At 68.4% G+C, this 16,267-nt stretch carries 16 protein-coding genes and 1 pseudogene; 13 read left to right on the top strand and 4 right to left on the bottom strand.

All coding sequences use genetic code 11. From position 1 onward, the window contains the following. Nucleotides 1–540, bottom strand: a pseudogene (locus ACPUER_RS28990) (flagellar basal body P-ring formation chaperone FlgA); the annotation flags it as partial. A gap of 204 nt (nucleotides 541–744) precedes the next feature. Between ACPUER_RS28990 and flgB the strand changes: the two are divergent. The 13 genes from flgB to ACPUER_RS28925 all read left to right on the top strand — a co-directional run bounded on the left by flgB (nucleotide 745) and on the right by ACPUER_RS28925 (nucleotide 14,190). Beyond that, entirely contained in the window at nucleotides 745–1,233 is a 489-nt protein-coding gene (gene flgB, locus ACPUER_RS28985; protein WP_175963352.1) for a flagellar basal body rod protein FlgB, read from the top strand. A 42-nt stretch (nucleotides 1,234–1,275) separates the two neighbouring features. After that, entirely contained in the window at nucleotides 1,276–1,701 is a 426-nt protein-coding gene (gene flgC / locus ACPUER_RS28980; RefSeq protein WP_006485701.1) for a flagellar basal body rod protein FlgC, read from the top strand. 52 nt (nucleotides 1,702–1,753) lie between these two features. Beyond that, nucleotides 1,754–2,494, top strand: coding sequence for a flagellar hook assembly protein FlgD (gene flgD, locus ACPUER_RS28975; protein WP_175963353.1), 741 nt, complete (start codon nucleotides 1,754–1,756; stop codon nucleotides 2,492–2,494). A gap of 27 nt (nucleotides 2,495–2,521) precedes the next feature. Beyond that, complete coding sequence (flgE, locus tag ACPUER_RS28970; RefSeq protein WP_175963354.1) at nucleotides 2,522–3,763, top strand: flagellar hook protein FlgE; 1,242 nt, start codon at nucleotides 2,522–2,524, stop codon at nucleotides 3,761–3,763. Nucleotides 3,764–3,782: 19 nt separating this feature from the next. Further along, complete coding sequence (gene flgF / locus ACPUER_RS28965; RefSeq protein ID WP_072437539.1) at nucleotides 3,783–4,541, top strand: flagellar basal-body rod protein FlgF; 759 nt, start codon at nucleotides 3,783–3,785, stop codon at nucleotides 4,539–4,541. A gap of 34 nt (nucleotides 4,542–4,575) precedes the next feature. Then, nucleotides 4,576–5,364 carry a flagellar basal-body rod protein FlgG gene (gene flgG, locus ACPUER_RS28960; protein ID WP_027785669.1) on the top strand — a complete coding sequence of 263 codons (789 nt, stop codon included), beginning with the start codon at nucleotides 4,576–4,578 and terminating at the stop codon, nucleotides 5,362–5,364. A gap of 21 nt (nucleotides 5,365–5,385) precedes the next feature. After that, entirely contained in the window at nucleotides 5,386–6,075 is a 690-nt protein-coding gene (flgH, locus tag ACPUER_RS28955) for a flagellar basal body L-ring protein FlgH (protein WP_072437537.1), read from the top strand. 5 nt (nucleotides 6,076–6,080) lie between these two features. Further along, the gene (locus ACPUER_RS28950; RefSeq protein WP_072437669.1) at nucleotides 6,081–7,259 is read left to right on the top strand and encodes a flagellar basal body P-ring protein FlgI; all 1,179 of its coding nucleotides are present in this window, start codon (nucleotides 6,081–6,083) and stop codon (nucleotides 7,257–7,259) included. Further along, nucleotides 7,260–8,255: a flagellar assembly peptidoglycan hydrolase FlgJ gene (gene flgJ / locus ACPUER_RS28945; RefSeq protein ID WP_425132761.1), complete on the top strand. Its 996-nt coding sequence runs from the start codon at nucleotides 7,260–7,262 to the stop codon at nucleotides 8,253–8,255. Nucleotides 8,256–8,499: 244 nt separating this feature from the next. After that, a complete protein-coding gene (locus ACPUER_RS28940) occupies nucleotides 8,500–9,255 on the top strand; it encodes a flagellar regulator YcgR PilZN domain-containing protein (protein WP_310135539.1) in 756 nt (251 codons plus the stop codon). Nucleotides 9,256–9,426: 171 nt separating this feature from the next. Beyond that, the gene (gene flgK / locus ACPUER_RS28935; RefSeq protein ID WP_425132760.1) at nucleotides 9,427–11,358 is read left to right on the top strand and encodes a flagellar hook-associated protein FlgK; all 1,932 of its coding nucleotides are present in this window, start codon (nucleotides 9,427–9,429) and stop codon (nucleotides 11,356–11,358) included. 17 nt (nucleotides 11,359–11,375) lie between these two features. Continuing rightward, nucleotides 11,376–12,611 carry a flagellar hook-associated protein FlgL gene (gene flgL, locus ACPUER_RS28930; RefSeq protein WP_425132759.1) on the top strand — a complete coding sequence of 412 codons (1,236 nt, stop codon included), beginning with the start codon at nucleotides 11,376–11,378 and terminating at the stop codon, nucleotides 12,609–12,611. 271 nt (nucleotides 12,612–12,882) lie between these two features. After that, nucleotides 12,883–14,190 carry a solute carrier family 23 protein gene (locus tag ACPUER_RS28925; protein WP_425132758.1) on the top strand — a complete coding sequence of 436 codons (1,308 nt, stop codon included), beginning with the start codon at nucleotides 12,883–12,885 and terminating at the stop codon, nucleotides 14,188–14,190. A gap of 45 nt (nucleotides 14,191–14,235) precedes the next feature. Here the strand turns inward: ACPUER_RS28925 and ACPUER_RS28920 are convergent, their stop codons facing one another. The 3 genes from ACPUER_RS28920 to ACPUER_RS28910 all read right to left on the bottom strand — a co-directional run bounded on the left by ACPUER_RS28920 (nucleotide 14,236) and on the right by ACPUER_RS28910 (nucleotide 16,077). Continuing rightward, the gene (locus ACPUER_RS28920) at nucleotides 14,236–14,703 is read right to left on the bottom strand and encodes a hypothetical protein (protein WP_425132757.1); all 468 of its coding nucleotides are present in this window, start codon (nucleotides 14,701–14,703) and stop codon (nucleotides 14,236–14,238) included. Nucleotides 14,704–14,895: 192 nt separating this feature from the next. Then, the gene (locus ACPUER_RS28915) at nucleotides 14,896–15,372 is read right to left on the bottom strand and encodes a spore coat protein U domain-containing protein (protein ID WP_425132756.1); all 477 of its coding nucleotides are present in this window, start codon (nucleotides 15,370–15,372) and stop codon (nucleotides 14,896–14,898) included. A 198-nt stretch (nucleotides 15,373–15,570) separates the two neighbouring features. Further along, entirely contained in the window at nucleotides 15,571–16,077 is a 507-nt protein-coding gene (locus ACPUER_RS28910; RefSeq protein ID WP_425132755.1) for a Csu type fimbrial protein, read from the bottom strand. Between the last annotated feature and the right edge of the window lie 190 nt (nucleotides 16,078–16,267).

Raw genomic sequence — 16,267 nt, 5'->3', positions numbered from 1 at the left:
GGCTGATGCGGCGCGCGCTGCTGCCATGCGCGCGGCGACTGCCTGCGGCGCCGGCCGCGCGGGATTCGACGCGGGCTCGGCCGTTCCGGCGACGACCGTCGCGATGGCGTTGGGATCGGCGGCGCGCGCCGCGCCGTAGACGGTGTTCGCGCGAGCGGCTGCATAGACGGGGGCCGGCGCGGCTGCCGGTGCGGGGGCTGGCGGCGGGACGTTCGTCACGACCATCGCGCTCGCCGGTTGCGCCGCATGGCCGGCAGCGGCAGCGCCGGCCGTACCACCCGCACCTGCCGCCGCGCGTCCCGCGTCCTGCGCCATGCCTGCGCCCGAACCCGTCCCCGCATTCCCGCCGAACTGCCCGCCGCTCGCCGCATTGGCGTGCGCGAGCGCGGTTTCGGCCGTTTCGCCGCGTCCGGGAATCACGATCGTCCCGTCGTCCGCGTGCGCGGCCGGGGCGGCGATCCATAGCGCCGCGGCGAGCGCAAACGCACGCCGGACGTGCGTGAGCCGCCCGTTCCTGCCACGAAGTGCGCTGCCAGTCATCGCCTTGCCCTCGATCCGTTGATCCGAGTTGCATTCTAGGGAGCGGGGCCGCCGCGCAAACGATGAATAGAGGGGGGCTTTGCCGCGTTATTCGCCCGATTGCCGGTTGCGTGCCGCGCCTACCATCGCTGTCATGGAAAAAAGCCTCTCGGGTCGCCATCCGGCGCGAGGGGCGTGCAGCGCTTCATACGGAGAGACGCACACATGCTGGACAAACTCGATGCGGAATTCGCGTTCGGCCGACAGGCGCTCGACGTGCGCGCCTATCGGCAGGAACTGCTGTCGTCGAACATCGCGAACGCCGACACGCCCGGCTACCGGGCCCGCGACGTCGATTTCGCGTCGACGCTCGCGCGCTCGCTGAAGCAGACGAACGGCGGCCTAGCGCCGAGCAACGCCGCGCAACTGCCGATGACGCAGCCGGCCGGCGTGACGAGCGGCATGTCGATGGTGTCGACGGCGGCGGGCCACATGGCCGGCACGGCGAAGCTGATCCCGACGGGCGGCCCGGCGGACGACTACGGCCGCGCGCAGTACCGGATGCCGCTGCAGCCGTCGCTCGACGGCAACACGGTCGATCTCGACGTCGAACGCGTGCAGTTCGCGAACAACGCGCTGCACTACGAAACCGGGATGACCGTGATGACCCAGCAGATCAAGGCCATGATCGCCGCGATCTCGACGAACTCGTAAGCGCGCCGCTTCCGAACCCGCGCACAAGCACAAGGAGCCTCCATGCCTTCGTTGATGAACATCTTCGGCGTCGCCGGTTCGGCGCTGTCCGCGCAATCGCAGCGCCTGAACGTCACCGCGTCGAACCTCGCGAACGCCGACAGCGCCACCGGCCCCGACGGCAAGCCGTACAAGGCCAAGCAGGTCGTGTTCGCGACCGACCCGATGGGCGGCGCGCGCACCGCGTCGGGCCAGGGCGTGGGCGGCGTGCGCGTGACGAAGGTGATGGACGACCCGTCGCCGATGAAGTCGACCTACGACCCGGCGAACCCGGCCGCCGACGCGAACGGCTACGTGCAGATGCCGAACGTCGACCCGGTGCAGGAGATGGTGAACATGATCTCGGCGTCGCGCTCGTACCAGGCCAACGTCGAGACGCTGAACACCGCGAAGACGCTGATGCTCAAGACGCTGACGATCGGCTCGTGAGCCGCGCGCCGACCGACCCCAACCTGACTGTTCCGATAGAAGGCCACCCAGGATGACTTCCTCCAGCACGACGATCGGCGGCAACGGCACGAACGTGTCGACCCTGCCGACCGACACGATGAACACCAACAAAGTGTCGTCGACCAACGGCACGTCGGCGAGCGACCTGCAGGCGACGTTCCTGAAGCTGCTCGTCACGCAGTTGCAGAACCAGGATCCGACGAGCCCGGTCGACAGCTCGCAGATGACGTCGCAGCTCGCGCAGATCAACACGGTGAGCGGCATCGCGCAGCTGAACACGTCGCTCACGTCGCTGTCGACGCAGCTCACGGCCGGCCAGCAGACGCAGGCCGCGCTGCTGATCGGCACGAACGTGCTCGCGCCGGGCAACGCGGTCGCGGTGAAGGGCGGCGCGGCGTCGCCGTTCGGCGTGTCGCTGGCGAGCTCGGTGTCGAACCTGACGATCACCGTGAAGAACTCGGCGGGCGCCGTCGTGAACACGATCAACGCGGGCGCGCAGTCGGCCGGCACCGTGCCGTTCAACTGGACGCCGACCGACGCGGCGGGCAATGCGCTGCCGGACGGCAAGTACACGATCAGCGCGTCGTATACCAACAGCGCCGGCACGCCGCAGGCGGCCACGACGCTCGCGGCCGCGCAGGTGCAGAGCGTGATCAAGCAGGCAGACGGCACGGCGGGGCTCGTGCTGTCGAATGGCACGACGGTGGGGCTCACCCAGGTCGCGTCGATTTTCCCGAATACGTCGTCGTCCGGCGGCACTACGTCCAACTGATTCAGCTTCCCCGAAACGGAGACCGAAATGGGTTATCAACAGGGTCTGAGCGGCCTCGCCGGCGCATCGAACGCGCTCGACGTGATCGGCAACAACATCGCGAACGCGAATACGGTCGGCTTCAAGTCGAGCACCGCGCAGTTCGCCGACATGTACGCGAACTCGGTCGCGACGTCGGTCAACACGCAGATCGGCATCGGCACGTCGCTCGCATCGGTGCAACAGCAGTTCGGCCAGGGCACGATCAATACGACGAACTCGTCGCTCGACGTCGCGATCAACGGCAACGGCTTCTTCCAGATGTCGAACAACGGCGTGACGACGTACTCGCGCGACGGCACGTTCCAGCGCGACAAGAACGGCTTCATCGTCGACTCGCAGGGCCGCAACCTGATGGGCTACGCGGCCGGCTCGGGCGGCGTGATCAACGCCGCGCAGACCGTGCCGATGCAGGCGCCGACGTCCAACATCGCGCCGACCGCGACGACCAAGATCACCGGCCAGTTCAACCTGAACTCGCAGGACACGGTGCCGGCCAAGACGCCGTTCAACGCGACCGACACCACGACCTACAACTACTCGACGTCGATCCAGGTGTACGACTCGCTCGGCGGTTCGCAGGCGGTCAACATGTACTTCGTGAAGTCGGCGGCCGGCACGTGGGAAGCGTACGCGGGCGTCCAGGGCGGCGCCACGACCGATCTCGGCACGGTCACGTTCAATTCGTCGGGCGCGATCCAGAGCACGACGACGGGCACGCCGCCCGCGCCGACCGCGTCGCTCGGCCAGTTCCAGTTCACCGTGCCGAACACTGACGGCTCGGTGACGCCGCAGAGCCTCACGCTCGACCTGACCGGCACGACGCAGTACGGCGGCAAGGACGGCGTGAACAACCTCGCGCAGGACGGCTACGCGAGCGGCACGCTGACGACCTTTTCGATCGGCGCCGACGGCAAGCTGACCGGCAACTACTCGAACGGCCAGACCGCCGTGCTCGGCCTGATCGCGCTCGCGAACTTCAACAACCCGAACGGGCTGGTCAACCTCGGCGGCAACCAGTATGCGGAGTCCGCCGCGTCGGGCGTGCCGCAGGTGTCCGCACCGGGCAGCACGAACCACGGCACGCTGCAGGGCAGCGCGCTCGAGAACTCGAACGTCGACCTCACGTCGCAGCTCGTCAACCTGATCACCGCGCAGCGCAACTACCAGGCGAACGCGCAGACGATCAAGACGCAGCAGACCGTCGACCAGACGCTCATCAACCTGTAAGCGCGGATAACCGGCAGCCATGGACCGACTGATCTACACGGCGATGACGGGCGCGTCGCAGTCGCTCGACCAGCAGGCGATCGTCGCGAACAACCTCGCGAACGCATCGACGACGGGCTTTCGCGCGCAGCTCGCGACGTATCGCGCGGTGCCGATGAATTTCGGCGACGGCAGCAACATCGACCCGACGACGACGCGCACCTACGTGCTCGCGTCGACGCCCGGCGCGGATTACGCGCCGGGTCCGATCACGCGCACCGGCAATCCGCTCGACGTCGCCGTGCAGGGCGCCGGCTGGCTGTCCGTGCAAACGGCCGACGGCAGCGAGGCGTACACGCGCGCCGGCAACCTGCATGTCGACGAGAACGGCCAGCTCGTCAACGCGAGCAACCTGCCGGTGATCGGCAACGGCGGCCCGATCTCGGTGCCGCCGAACGCGGAAGTGACGATCGGCAAGGACGGCACCGTTTCCGCGCTGATGCCGGGCGACCCGCCGACGGCGGTCGCGATCGTCGACCAGATGAAGCTCGTCAATCCCGATCCGGCCACGCTCACGCGCGGCAACGACGGATTGTTCCGCACCGCCGACGGCAATCCGGCCGACGCCGCCCCGAACGTGGTCGTCACGCCGAATTCGCTCGAAGGCAGCAACGTCAACCCGGTGACCGCGATGGTCGCGATGATCGACAACGCGCGCGCGTTCCAGCTTCAGTCGAAGCTGATCCAGACGGCCGACCAGAACGAGCAGACGGCGAACCAGCTGCTCAACTTCAGCTGAGCGCCCGCGCCAGCCCACGCAGGAGACCTTACAAGTGAACCGTTCGCTCTACATCGCCGCCACCGGCATGAATGCGCAGCAGGCGCAGATGGACGTGATTTCGAACAACCTCGCGAACACCAGCACGAACGGCTTCAAGGCGTCGCGCGCGGTGTTCGAGGATCTGCTTTACCAGACGATCCGCCAGCCCGGCGCGAACTCGACGCAGCAGACCGAGCTGCCGTCTGGCCTGCAGCTCGGTACCGGCGTGCAGCAGGTCGCGACCGAGCGCCTGTACACGCAGGGCGGCCTCACGCAGACCGGCAACTCGAAGGACGTCGCGATCAACGGCGCGGGCTTCTTCCAGGTGCTGATGCCGGACGGCACGAATGCGTACACGCGCGACGGCTCGTTCCAGACCAACGCGCAGGGCCAGCTCGTCACGTCGAGCGGCTACCAGGTGCTGCCGGCGATCACCGTGCCGCAGAACGCGCAGTCGCTGACGATCGGCAAGGACGGCGTCGTGTCGGTCACGCAGCCGGGCTCGGGCAACGCGGTGCAGATCGGCTCGCTGCAGATCGCGACCTTCATCAACCCGACCGGCCTCGAGGCGAAGGGCGAGAACCTGTTCGCGGAAACGACGTCGTCGGGCGCGCCCAACGTGTCGCAGCCGGGGCTGAACGGCGCGGGCGTGCTCAACCAGGGTTATGTCGAAGCGTCGAACGTGAACGTCGTGCAGGAGCTCGTCAACATGATCCAGACGCAGCGTGCCTACGAGATCAACAGCAAGGCCGTGACGACGTCCGACCAGATGCTGCAGACCGTCACGCAGATGAAGACCTAACCGGAACACCCCGCCGTCGCCATGAAGCAGGTTCGCCTCCTCCCGTCAGCCACCGTCCGCGCCGCTTGCGCGGTCGCGGTGGCGGCGCTCGCCGGTTGCGCGCAGATCCCGCGCGATCCGATCATCCAGCAGCCGATGACGGCGCAGCCGCCAGCGCCGATGTCGATGCAGGCGCCCGGCTCGATCTACAACCCCGGCTACGCGGGGCGGCCGCTGTTCGAGGATCAGCGGCCGCGCAACACCGGCGACATCCTGACGATCGTGATCGCGGAAAACATCAACGCGACGAAATCGTCGGGCGCGAACACGAACCGGCAGGGCAACACCGGCTTCGACGTGCCGACGGCCGGCTTCCTCGGCGGGCTGTTCGCGAAGGCGAACCTGTCGGCGGCCGGCAACAACAAGTTCGCGGCGACGGGCGGCGCGAGCGCGGCGAACACATTCAACGGCACGATCACGGTGACCGTCACCAACGTGCTGCCGAACGGCAACCTCGTCGTCAGCGGCGAGAAGCAGATGCTGATCAACCAGGGCAACGAATTCGTGCGCTTCTCGGGCATCGTCAACCCGAACACGATCTCGGGCGCGAACTCGGTCTACTCGACGCAGGTCGCCGACGCGCGGATCGAATACTCGGCGAAGGGCTACATCAACGAAGCCGAGACGATGGGCTGGCTGCAGCGCTTCTTCCTCAACATCGCACCGTGGTGATGACGATGCGCAAGCCCCTGTTCAACCGCCTGTCGTCCCGCGCACGAGCGTTCGCGCGGCTCGCCGTCGCGTTCGCGGCCGCGGCCTGCGTGTTCGGCGCGGCGCCCGCGCACGCGGAACGCCTGAAGGATCTCGCGCAGATCCAGGGCGTGCGCGACAACCCGCTGATCGGTTATGGCCTCGTCGTCGGCCTCGACGGCACGGGCGACCAGACGATGCAGACGCCGTTCACGACGCAGACGCTCGCGAACATGCTCGCGAACCTCGGCATCTCGATCAACAACGGGTCGGCCAACGGCGGTTCGTCGTCGCTGAACAACATGCAGTTGAAGAACGTCGCGGCCGTGATGGTGACCGCCACGCTGCCGCCGTTCGCGCGGCCCGGCGAGGCGCTCGACGTGACCGTATCGTCGCTCGGCAACGCCAAGAGCCTGCGCGGCGGCACGCTGCTGCTCACGCCGCTGAAGGGCGCGGACGGGCAGGTGTACGCGCTCGCGCAGGGCAACATGGCGGTCGGCGGCGCGGGTGCCAGCGCGAACGGCAGCCGCGTGCAGGTGAACCAGCTCGCGGCCGGCCGGATCGTCGGCGGCGCGATCGTCGAGCGTTCGGTGCCGAACGCGATCGCGCAGATGAACGGCGTGCTGCAATTGCAGCTGAACGACATGGACTACGGCACCGCGCAGCGGATCGTGTCCGCGGTCAATTCGAGCTTCGGCCCGGGCACCGCGACGGCGCTCGACGGCCGCACGATCCAGCTCGCGGCGCCGGCCGACTCGGCGCAGCAGGTCGCGTTCATGGCGCGGCTGCAGAACCTCGACGTGAGCCCGGACAAGGCGGCGGCGAAGGTGATCCTGAACGCGCGCACCGGCTCGATCGTGATGAACCAGATGGTCACGCTGCAGAGCTGCGCGGTCGCGCACGGCAACCTGTCGGTCGTCGTCAACACGCAGCCGGTCGTGTCGCAGCCGGGGCCGTTCTCGAACGGGCAGACGGTGGTGGCGCAGCAGTCGCAGATCCAGCTCAAGCAGGACAACGGCGCGCTGAAGATGGTGACGGCCGGCGCGAACCTCGCCGACGTCGTGAAGGCGCTGAACACGCTCGGCGCGACGCCGGCGGACCTGATGTCGATCCTGCAGGCGATGAAGGCGGCCGGCGCGTTGCGCGCCGACCTGGAGGTCATCTAAATGGCAGCGAATCTTCCGAACGCGAACGACCTCACGCAGCGCTTCGCGCTCGACGTGCAGGGTTTCGACGCGCTGCGCGCGCAGGCGAAGCAGTCGCCGCAGGCCGGCGCGAAGGCCGTCGCGGGCCAGTTCGACGCGATGTTTACGCAGATGATGCTCAAGAGCATGCGCGACGCGTCGCCCGACGGCGGGCTGTTCGATTCGCATACGTCGAAGATGTACACGTCGATGCTCGACCAGCAGCTCGCGCAGCAGATGTCGACGCGCGGGATCGGCGTCGCCGACGCGCTGATGAAGCAGCTGCTGCGCAATGCGGGGCAGGGCGCGGGCAGCGACACGGCGGCCGACGTCGGTACGGGCGGCTTGGGCGGCTTGGGCTCGGGTGGCCTCGGCACGGCCGGCAACGAAGGCAGCCTCGCCGCGATGAACGCGATGGCGCGCGCGTACGCGAACGCGGCCGGCAACAACGGCGGGCTCGCCGGCGCGCGCGGCTACTCGGCCGGCAGCGCGCTGACGCCGCCGCTGAAGGGCGCGAGCGGCGCGCCGGACGCCGACGCGTTCGTCGACCGGCTCGCGGCCCCCGCACAGGCGGCCAGCGCGTCGACCGGCATCCCGGCGCGCTTCATCGTCGGCCAGGCCGCGCTCGAATCGGGCTGGGGCAAGCGCGAGATCCGCGCGGCCGACGGCTCGACCAGCTACAACGTGTTCGGCATCAAGGCGAACAAGGGCTGGACGGGCCGCACGGTGTCGGCGTTGACGACCGAATACGTGAACGGCACGCCGCGCCGCGTGGTCGCGAAATTCCGCGCTTACGACTCGTACGAGCACGCGATGACCGATTACGCGAACCTGCTGAAGAACAATCCGCGCTACTCGGGCGTGCTGAGCGCGAGCCGCAGCGTCGAAGGCTTCGCGCACGGGATGCAGAAGGCCGGTTACGCGACCGACCCGAACTACGCGAAGAAGCTGATCTCGATCATGCAGCAGATCGGCTGACGGGCCAGGGCCTGCGCCCGCCGATAACAGGCTCCGGCCCACCGTCAATTACCCTCTCAGGACCGCGCCCGGCATACCGCCGCGCGCGGTTTCAACGTTTGCGCGAAAAAAAACGGGAAATCGATCTAAACTTTCGGTCAGCACTGCCGCTAAGTGTGAGAGACCTGCGACCGGGCCTTGTTCTGGCCCGGTTTTATTGCGCACCGGTTGCCCGTGCGCCCATGACAAGAAAGACCGGCTAGCCATGAATATCGAAACGTCGACGGACCCCAGCCTGGACGCAGGCCACTCCGGGCCCGACTATGCCCGCCGCAATCCGCTGGAAATCGGCGTGCAGCTGCGCAACCTCGTGAACCGCGGCGATTTCCTGACCGTCCAGTATCCGGGCGGCCAGCTCGTCACGCGCCTGCTCGAGGTCGACGTCGGCGCGCGGACGTTCACGTTCGACTGGGGCGCGCTGTCCGAGCAGAACGCCGGCATCCTCGGCGCGTCGCACTGCACGTTCGCGGCGTCGCCGGAGGGCGTGCGCGTCGAATTCACCACGGGCACGCCGCGCGAGACGCGCTACGAGGGGCTGCCCGCGTTCGTCGCCGATTTCCCCGACGTGCTGATGTGCATCCAGCGCCGTGAATATTTCCGGGTCGACGCGCCGATCGTCGATCCGTTCCTGTGCCGCGGCAAGCTGCCGGACGGCGAGAGCTTCCTGTTCGAGGTGCACAACCTGTCGCTCGGCGGCGTGGGGCTGCGCACGGCCGACGAACGCGTCGAGGCGCTCGAGGTCGGCACGCTGCTGCCCGACGTCGAGCTCGAGCTGACCGGCCACGGCAAGCTGTCGCTCGACCTGCAGCTCGTGTCGCAGCGCTCGACGCAGATGCCGAACGGGTCGCGGCGCTACCAGCTCGGCTTCCGCTACATGTCGCTGCCGGGCAGCGCCGAGAACACGCTGCAGCGGCTGATCACGCAGCTCGAAATGAAGCGCCGCTCGCTCGTGCGGGCCTGACGCGCACGCGGCCGCCGGCCCGCACGGGCCGCCCGCCGGACGCTTCGACCAGCGACGCGCGTGTCGCGCGTCGCACGTGCATTTTTTCCTCAATTTTTTCGATCCGCGGCCGTTATACCGGGAGTTACGCAACCCGGCGGCCGCAGCGCGGCCGGCTCATCAGGATCGCGCATGTCCAACTCACTCATGAACCTCGGCGTCAGCGGCCTGAATGCCGCGCTCTGGGGCCTCACGACGACCGGCCAGAACATCAGCAACGCCGCGACGCCGGGCTATTCGGTCGAACGCCCCGTCTATGCCGAGGCGAGCGGCCAGTACACGAGCAGCGGCTACATGCCGCAGGGCGTGAACACCGTCACCGTGCAGCGGCAGTACAGCCAGTACCTCAGCGACCAGCTGAACGGCGCGCAGACGCAGGGCGGCGCGCTGTCGACGTGGTATTCGCTCGTCACGCAGTTGAACAACTACGTCGGCAGCCCGACGGCCGGCATCTCGACCGCGGTCACGAACTATTTCACCGGGCTGCAGAACGTCGCGAACAACGCGTCCGACTCGTCGGTGCGGCAGACCGCAATGAGCAACGCGCAGACGCTCGCGAACCAGATCACGGCGGCCGGCCAGCAGTACGACGCGCTGCGCCAGAGCGTGAACACGCAGCTCACGAGCACCGTCACGCAGATCAACGCGTACACCGCGCAGATCGCGCAGCTGAACCAGCAGATCGCGTCCGCGAGCAGCCAGGGCCAGCCGCCGAACCAGCTGATGGACCAGCGCGACCTCGCGGTGTCGAACCTGTCGAACCTCGCGGGCGTGCAGGTCGTGCGCAACAGCGACGGCTACAGCGTGTTTCTCGCCGGCGGCACGCCGCTCGTCGTCGCGGACAAGAGCTATCAGCTCGCGACCGTCACGTCGCCGTCCGATCCGAGCGAGCTGACCGTCGTGTCGCAGGGGATCGCCGGCGCGACCCCGCAGGGGCCGAACCAGTTCCTGTCCGACGCGTCGCTGTCGGGCGGCACGCTCGGCGGCCTGCTCGCGTTCCGCAGCCAGACGCTCGACCCCGCGCAGGCGCAGCTCGGCGCGATCGCGACCAGCTTCGCCGCGCAGGTCAACGCGCAGAACGCGCTCGGCCTCGACCTGTCGGGCAATGTCGGCGGCAACCTGTTCACGACCGGCTCGCCGATCATCTACGCGAACCAGGGCAACACCGGCAACGCGGCGCTGTCCGTGTCGTTCGCGAACGCAGCGCAGCCGACCACGGGCGACTACACGCTGTCGTACGACGGCACGAACTACACGCTGACCGACCGTGCGAGCGGCACGGTGGTCGGCTCGTCGGCGTCGATGCCGGCGTCGATCGGCGGGCTGAACTTCTCGTTCACGTCGGGCTCGATGAGCGCCGGCGACAAGTTCACCGTGCAGCCGACGCGCGGCGCGCTGAACGGCTTCGGCCTCGCGACGTCGAGCGGCTCGGCGATCGCGGCGGCGGCGCCGTACGTGCCGTCGGCCACCACGACGAACACGGGCACCGGGACGATCGGCGGGTTGTCGGTCACGAGCCCGGCGGCCGCGGCCAATGCGCATAACTACACGATCACGATGGGCGGGACGTCGGCCGCGCCGACCTATACGGTCACGGACAACACGGCCGTGCCGCCGACGACCACCGGCGCGCAGCCGTACCAGTCCGGCACGCCGATCACGCTGACGGCCGGCGTCACGGTGACGGTGTCGGGCACGCCGGCGGTGGGCGACACGTTCACGGTCGCGCCGAACACGGGCGGCACGAACGACGGCAGCAACGCGCTCGCGCTGTCGAAGCTCGTCAACTCGAAATCGTTCGGCAACGGCTCGACCACGTTGACGGGCGCATACGCGAACTACGTGAACAGCATCGGCAACACGACGAGCCAGCTGAAGTCGTCGAGCGCCGCGCAGACCGCGCTGGTCGGCCAGATCACGCAGGCGCAGCAGTCGGTGTCGGGCGTGAACCAGAACGAGGAAGCGGCCAACCTGATGCAGTACCAGCAGCTCTACCAGGCGAACGCGAAGGTGATCCAGACGGCGTCGACGCTGTTCCAGACCGTGCTCGGCCTGTTCAACTGATTTCGGGGACCGAAGCGATGCGGATTTCCACCACCCAGTTCTACCAGATGAACGTCGCTCAGATGAGCGACCAGCAGGCGCAGCTGTCGCAGCTGTACCAGCAGATCTCGAGCGGCGTGAGCCTCGCGACGCCGGCCGACAACCCGCTCGGCGCGGCGCAGGCCGTGCAGTTGTCGATGACGTCGGCGACGCTGTCGCAGTACGCGTCGAACCAGAACGCCGCGCTGTCGTCGCTGCAGAAGGAAGACCAGACGCTCATCAGCGTCAACAACCTGCTGAACAGCATTCATACGGTCGTGATCCAGGCCGGAGACGGTTCGCTGTCCGACAGCGACCGCTCGGCGCTGTCGACGCAGCTGCAGGGCTATCGCGACCAGCTGCTGACGCTCGCGAACTCGACGGACGGTTCGGGCAACTACCTGTTCTCTGGCTTCCAGTCGACCACGGCGCCGTTCTCGAACGCGTCGGGCGGCGGCGTGACCTACAGCGGCGACATGGGTTCGCGGCAGGTGCAGATCGCCGACACGCGTTCGATCTCGCAGGGCGACAACGGCGCGAACGTGTTCCTGTCGGTGCCGATGCTCGGCAGCCAGCCGGTGCCGCTCGCCGGCGCGGGCAACACGGGTACGGGCACGATCGGCGCAGTGTCGATCACGAGCCCGTCGGCCGCGACCAACGCGCACCAGTTCACGATCGCGTTCGCCGGCACGGCGGCCGCGCCGACGTATACGGTGACCGACAACTCCGTCGTGCCGCCGACCACCACCGCTGCGCAGCCGTATTCGGCCGGTGCGGGGATCGCGCTCGGCAACGGCCTGTCGGTGCCCGTGTCGGGCACGCCCGCGCCCGGCGACACGTTCACGGTCACGCCCGCGCCGAAGGCCGGCACCGACGTGTTCGCGGCGCTCGATACGATGATCGCCGCGCTGAAAGTGCCGATCAGCAGCAACACGACTGTCGCGGCCGCGCTCGCGAACGCGATGACCACCGGCACGACGAAGCTGAACAACATGATGACGAACGTCCTCACCGTGCAGGCGTCGGTCGGCGGCCGCGAGCAGGAAATCAAGGCGATGCAGACGGTGAACCAGACCAACACGCTGCAGGTCACCAGCAACCTCGCTGACCTGACGAGCACCAACATGGTGTCGACGATCAGCCAGTTCCTGCAGATGCAGAACGCGCTGACGGGCTCGCAGAAGGCTTACGCGCAGCTTCAGAACCTGTCGCTGTTCCAGTACATCAATCCGTGATGCACGGTGCGCCCGCGGCGATGCGAGCACACGCTTGCGTCGCCGCCGGCGCCATCCGCCGCCGCCCGCGCGCAACGCACGGGCGGCCGCTTCACCGGGCCGCACGGCCGCGCGCCGGTTCGCGCATGCGGCGAGCCGCGCCCGCGCTTTCCGGTGGCCCGTTCGGGCTTGCCGTGCTTGCCAGCCCCATTCCCGCTCCGTAAACTCGCGCCAGATTCCAGACCGGTGCGCCCTCCGCAGCCGGCGACAGACCGACAGGAGCCCTTTCCCCATGTCCGATTCCTACTTCCCGCGCTGGCGGGTGCAATCGACCGGCGCGGCGTCGCGCGTGGTCGGTCCCGACGAGCGCCTGCCGTGGCCGCAGATGGTCGCGATGGGCGTGCAGCACGTCGTCGCGATGTTCGGCTCGACCGTGCTCGCGCCGCTCCTGATGGGCTTCGACCCGAACCTGTGCATCTTCATGTCGGGCATCGGCACGCTGCTGTTCTTCGCGCTGGTCGGCGGGCGCGTGCCGAGCTACCTCGGCTCGAGCTTCGCGTTTATCGGCCTCGTGATCGCGGTGACGGGCTACGGCGGCAGCGGCCCGAACCCGAACATCCCGGTCGCGCTCGGCGGGATCGTCGCGTGCGGCGTCGTGTATGTCGCGCTCGGCGCGCTGGTGCAGGCGATCGGCACGCGCTGGATCGAGACGCTGATGCCGCCCGTCGTGACCGGCGCGGTCGTCGCGGTGATCGGGCTGAACCTCGCGCCGATCGCGGTCAAGGGCGTGTCGGCGTCGACCTTCGATTCGGTGATGGCGCTCGTCACGGTGCTCTGCGTCGGCGGCGTCGCGGTGTTCGCGCGCGGGATGATGCAGCGCCTGCTGATCCTCGTCGGGCTTGCGATCGCGTACGCGATCTACGCGATCGCGACCAACGGGATGGGTCTCGGCAAGCCGATCGACTTCGCGATCGTCGGGCATGCCGCGTGGTTCGGCGTGCCGGCGTTCCGTACGCCGGTGTTCGACCCGCACGCGATGCTGATGCTCGCGCCGGTCGCGGTGATCCTCGTCGCCGAGAACCTCGGCCATATCAAGGCCGTCAGCGCGATGACGGGGCGCAACCTCGACTGCTACGTCGGCCGCGCGTTCATCGGCGACGGCCTGGCGACGATCATGTCGGGCAGCGTCGGCGGCACGGGCGTCACGACCTACGCGGAGAATATCGGCGTGATGGCCGTCACGCGGATCTACTCGACGCTGGTGTTCGCGGTCGCCGCGCTGATCGCGATCGGGCTGGGCTTCTCGCCGAAATTCGGCGCGGTGATCCAGACGATTCCGGGCCCGGTGCTCGGCGGCGTGTCGATCGTCGTGTTCGGGCTGATCGCGGTGACGGGCGCGCGGATCTGGGTCGTCAACAAGGTCGACTTCTCCGACAACCGCAACCTGATCGTCGCGGCCGTCACGCTGGTGCTCGGCGCGGGCGACTTCTCGCTGAAGTTCGGCGGCTTCGCGCTCGGCGGGATCGGCACCGCGACCTTCGGCGCGATCATCCTGTACGCGATCCTGCGCAAGGAAAAGGAGCCGGGCCCGGTGCTGTGAGCCGCGGCGCGGATCATCGCCGCGGGCCCCGGCGAGCGTCGGGCATCACGGGTTGGGCTGCACCGAAAACGTAATCGGCCATGCGAAGGTCCCGTCCTTCGCCTGCGATGCGAACACGAAGCGATAGGTCACCGTGAAGGTCGTGTTCAGCGCCGTATACGGCACGGCGATCTTGCCGCCCGTCGCCGGCAGCACGACCTTGCCGCCGATTCCGCTGATCTCGATCGAGCTGAACTGCGACTGGCTGGCGGCGGCAACCTGCACCAGCACCGTGTACCCGGCCCGGTCGTTGGTCTGGACCGCGAGCGTCGTCCCGGCGGGGTTGTTGGCGTTCGGCACGCTCAGGTTGCCGATGGTCGTGTCCTTGTTCGCGATCACGAGCTGGGTCGGACCGGTCTCCTTGATCCGCGCATACGCCTGGACCGTCGCGCCGACCTGCAGCGACCGGTTGGCCTGCTTCGCATCGGTCTGGCCCGGCGCGGCGCCGAGCAGCGCGATCGATAGCGCGGCCATTGCGGCAAACAGCCGCCGCGCGTGGCGGGCGGCCCGCGGCGGGGCGAGAGGCGCCGCGCGGGTCGGTCCGCATGGGCCGCACCGCGATGCGGCGGCGCTCGCTGTCTCGGTTCGATTCATGGTCTGCCCCCGTTGTCCGAGTTGGTGATGGCGATCGACGGCGGTACGCGCATGCCTGCGCCGCCGTCGCGCCTAGTAGTTGAACAGGATCGTGATGTTCGTGACCGCGTATCCGCCCGGCACGACGTTTGCGTTGAAGGCGCCGGCGCCCGTGATCTTGCCCCACGAAATCACCGACGTGCCGCTCGTGCCGTCACCCCAGATCGACGTGTGCGCGCTGTCGAGATACAGGTTGTAGCCCAGCGTTTGCGTGCCGCCGGTCCTCGTCATCAGGCGATTCGCGAAGGTGCCGCCGCCCGGGCTCGCCGTCACCGTGGGCGTGGCGTTGCCGTTGCCGCTGCAGTTGACCGAGATCGTGACCGCGGAGGTGGCGGCGTTGAGCGTGTCGTACGTGCGGAATACCATCGACGACGGCGCATTCATCGTGCAGGTCGTCGCCGCGAGCGCGGGCAGCGCGGCCAGCATGCCCGCGCCGGCCGCGAGCGCCGCGGCGGCGGCGCGCAGGTGCGTCGGCCGGTCATGCCGCCCGGCATGCTTGCGATGTCTCATGGTGTGACTCCCTTGCAAAGATGTTGCCTGGCTGTCGACGCATGCGGCGGCGAGCGTCACGGCCGCGATCCAGGTCGCGAGTTTGCGCACGTTCTGTTTCGTGACAGATCCACCTCCAAGAGATTCGCTTCGCCACGCGCGGCGGCTGCCGGTGGGGAGGGCCCGTGCATGCGGGATGCGGCGGGCCCCCGCGCGGCACTAAAACGTCACGGTGACCGTCACCGTATCGGCGTAGTTGCCCGGCGCCGCATTGGGCTGATCGGGCACCTTGCCGTAGACGGTCTTGGTGATCGCCTGGGCCATCGCCATGCCTGCGCCCGTGCCGTTGACGGTGTCGGTCGGCGGCGTGTTGCCCCAGACGACCGTGCGGCTCGAATCCTGGTACAGCGTGTAGTTGAGCTGATTCGAGCCGCTCGTCATGATGCGGTTGGCCACCGTCGCGCCGGACGTGGTGCCCGCATCCAGGCCGATGTTGAAATTCGTGCCGTTCGTGCAGCGCACCGTGATCGCCGACTGCGCGGTCTGATCGTTGGTGCCCGGCGTATAGGCGGGGAAGGTCAGCGCGCTTGCCGAGTCGATCAGGCAGGTTGCGTTGACGGTGGCGGACACGCCGAAGGTCGAGCTGGTTTGGCCGGCCGACGCCGCGACGGCCACGCAGGCGAGCGATGCGGCAAATGCCGCCTTGGTCAGTAAGGATTGCGTCATGATGGGTTTCCCCCTTGAAAGCTGGAATGGCGGCCGGTGCGACGAGAGGGTCGTTCGGGACGGGGTCTCGATCGTCCGGATGCGCGATGGGTTTTCTGGTTGCATCGGAATCGGGTCGTTTGCTGGGTGGGCACCTTCTTCGTGTCGGTATGCGCCGGCCGGACCGGCGCGGCGCCTGGGGCTCGGGAGG

It is taken from the genome of Burkholderia sp. DN3021, from assembly GCF_049805555.1.
GTDB classification, from domain to species: domain Bacteria; phylum Pseudomonadota; class Gammaproteobacteria; order Burkholderiales; family Burkholderiaceae; genus Burkholderia; species Burkholderia pyrrocinia_C.
This window is presented reverse-complemented; position numbering and strand designations above follow the sequence as displayed.

Coding starts and splice junctions, on each gene's coding strand:
- ACPUER_RS28915 (WP_425132756.1), bottom strand. CDS start 15,372: ATGAGACATCGCAAGCATGCCGGGCGGCATGACCGGCCGACGCACCTG.
- ACPUER_RS28950 (WP_072437669.1), top strand. CDS start 6,081: ATGCGCAAGCCCCTGTTCAACCGCCTGTCGTCCCGCGCACGAGCGTTC.
- flgF (WP_072437539.1), top strand. CDS start 3,783: ATGGACCGACTGATCTACACGGCGATGACGGGCGCGTCGCAGTCGCTC.
- flgL (WP_425132759.1), top strand. CDS start 11,376: ATGCGGATTTCCACCACCCAGTTCTACCAGATGAACGTCGCTCAGATG.
- flgE (WP_175963354.1), top strand. CDS start 2,522: ATGGGTTATCAACAGGGTCTGAGCGGCCTCGCCGGCGCATCGAACGCG.
- ACPUER_RS28925 (WP_425132758.1), top strand. CDS start 12,883: ATGTCCGATTCCTACTTCCCGCGCTGGCGGGTGCAATCGACCGGCGCG.
- ACPUER_RS28940 (WP_310135539.1), top strand. CDS start 8,500: ATGAATATCGAAACGTCGACGGACCCCAGCCTGGACGCAGGCCACTCC.
- flgK (WP_425132760.1), top strand. CDS start 9,427: ATGTCCAACTCACTCATGAACCTCGGCGTCAGCGGCCTGAATGCCGCG.
- flgJ (WP_425132761.1), top strand. CDS start 7,260: ATGGCAGCGAATCTTCCGAACGCGAACGACCTCACGCAGCGCTTCGCG.
- ACPUER_RS28920 (WP_425132757.1), bottom strand. CDS start 14,703: ATGGCCGCGCTATCGATCGCGCTGCTCGGCGCCGCGCCGGGCCAGACC.
- flgH (WP_072437537.1), top strand. CDS start 5,386: ATGAAGCAGGTTCGCCTCCTCCCGTCAGCCACCGTCCGCGCCGCTTGC.
- flgB (WP_175963352.1), top strand. CDS start 745: ATGCTGGACAAACTCGATGCGGAATTCGCGTTCGGCCGACAGGCGCTC.
- flgC (WP_006485701.1), top strand. CDS start 1,276: ATGCCTTCGTTGATGAACATCTTCGGCGTCGCCGGTTCGGCGCTGTCC.
- flgD (WP_175963353.1), top strand. CDS start 1,754: ATGACTTCCTCCAGCACGACGATCGGCGGCAACGGCACGAACGTGTCG.
- ACPUER_RS28910 (WP_425132755.1), bottom strand. CDS start 16,077: ATGACGCAATCCTTACTGACCAAGGCGGCATTTGCCGCATCGCTCGCC.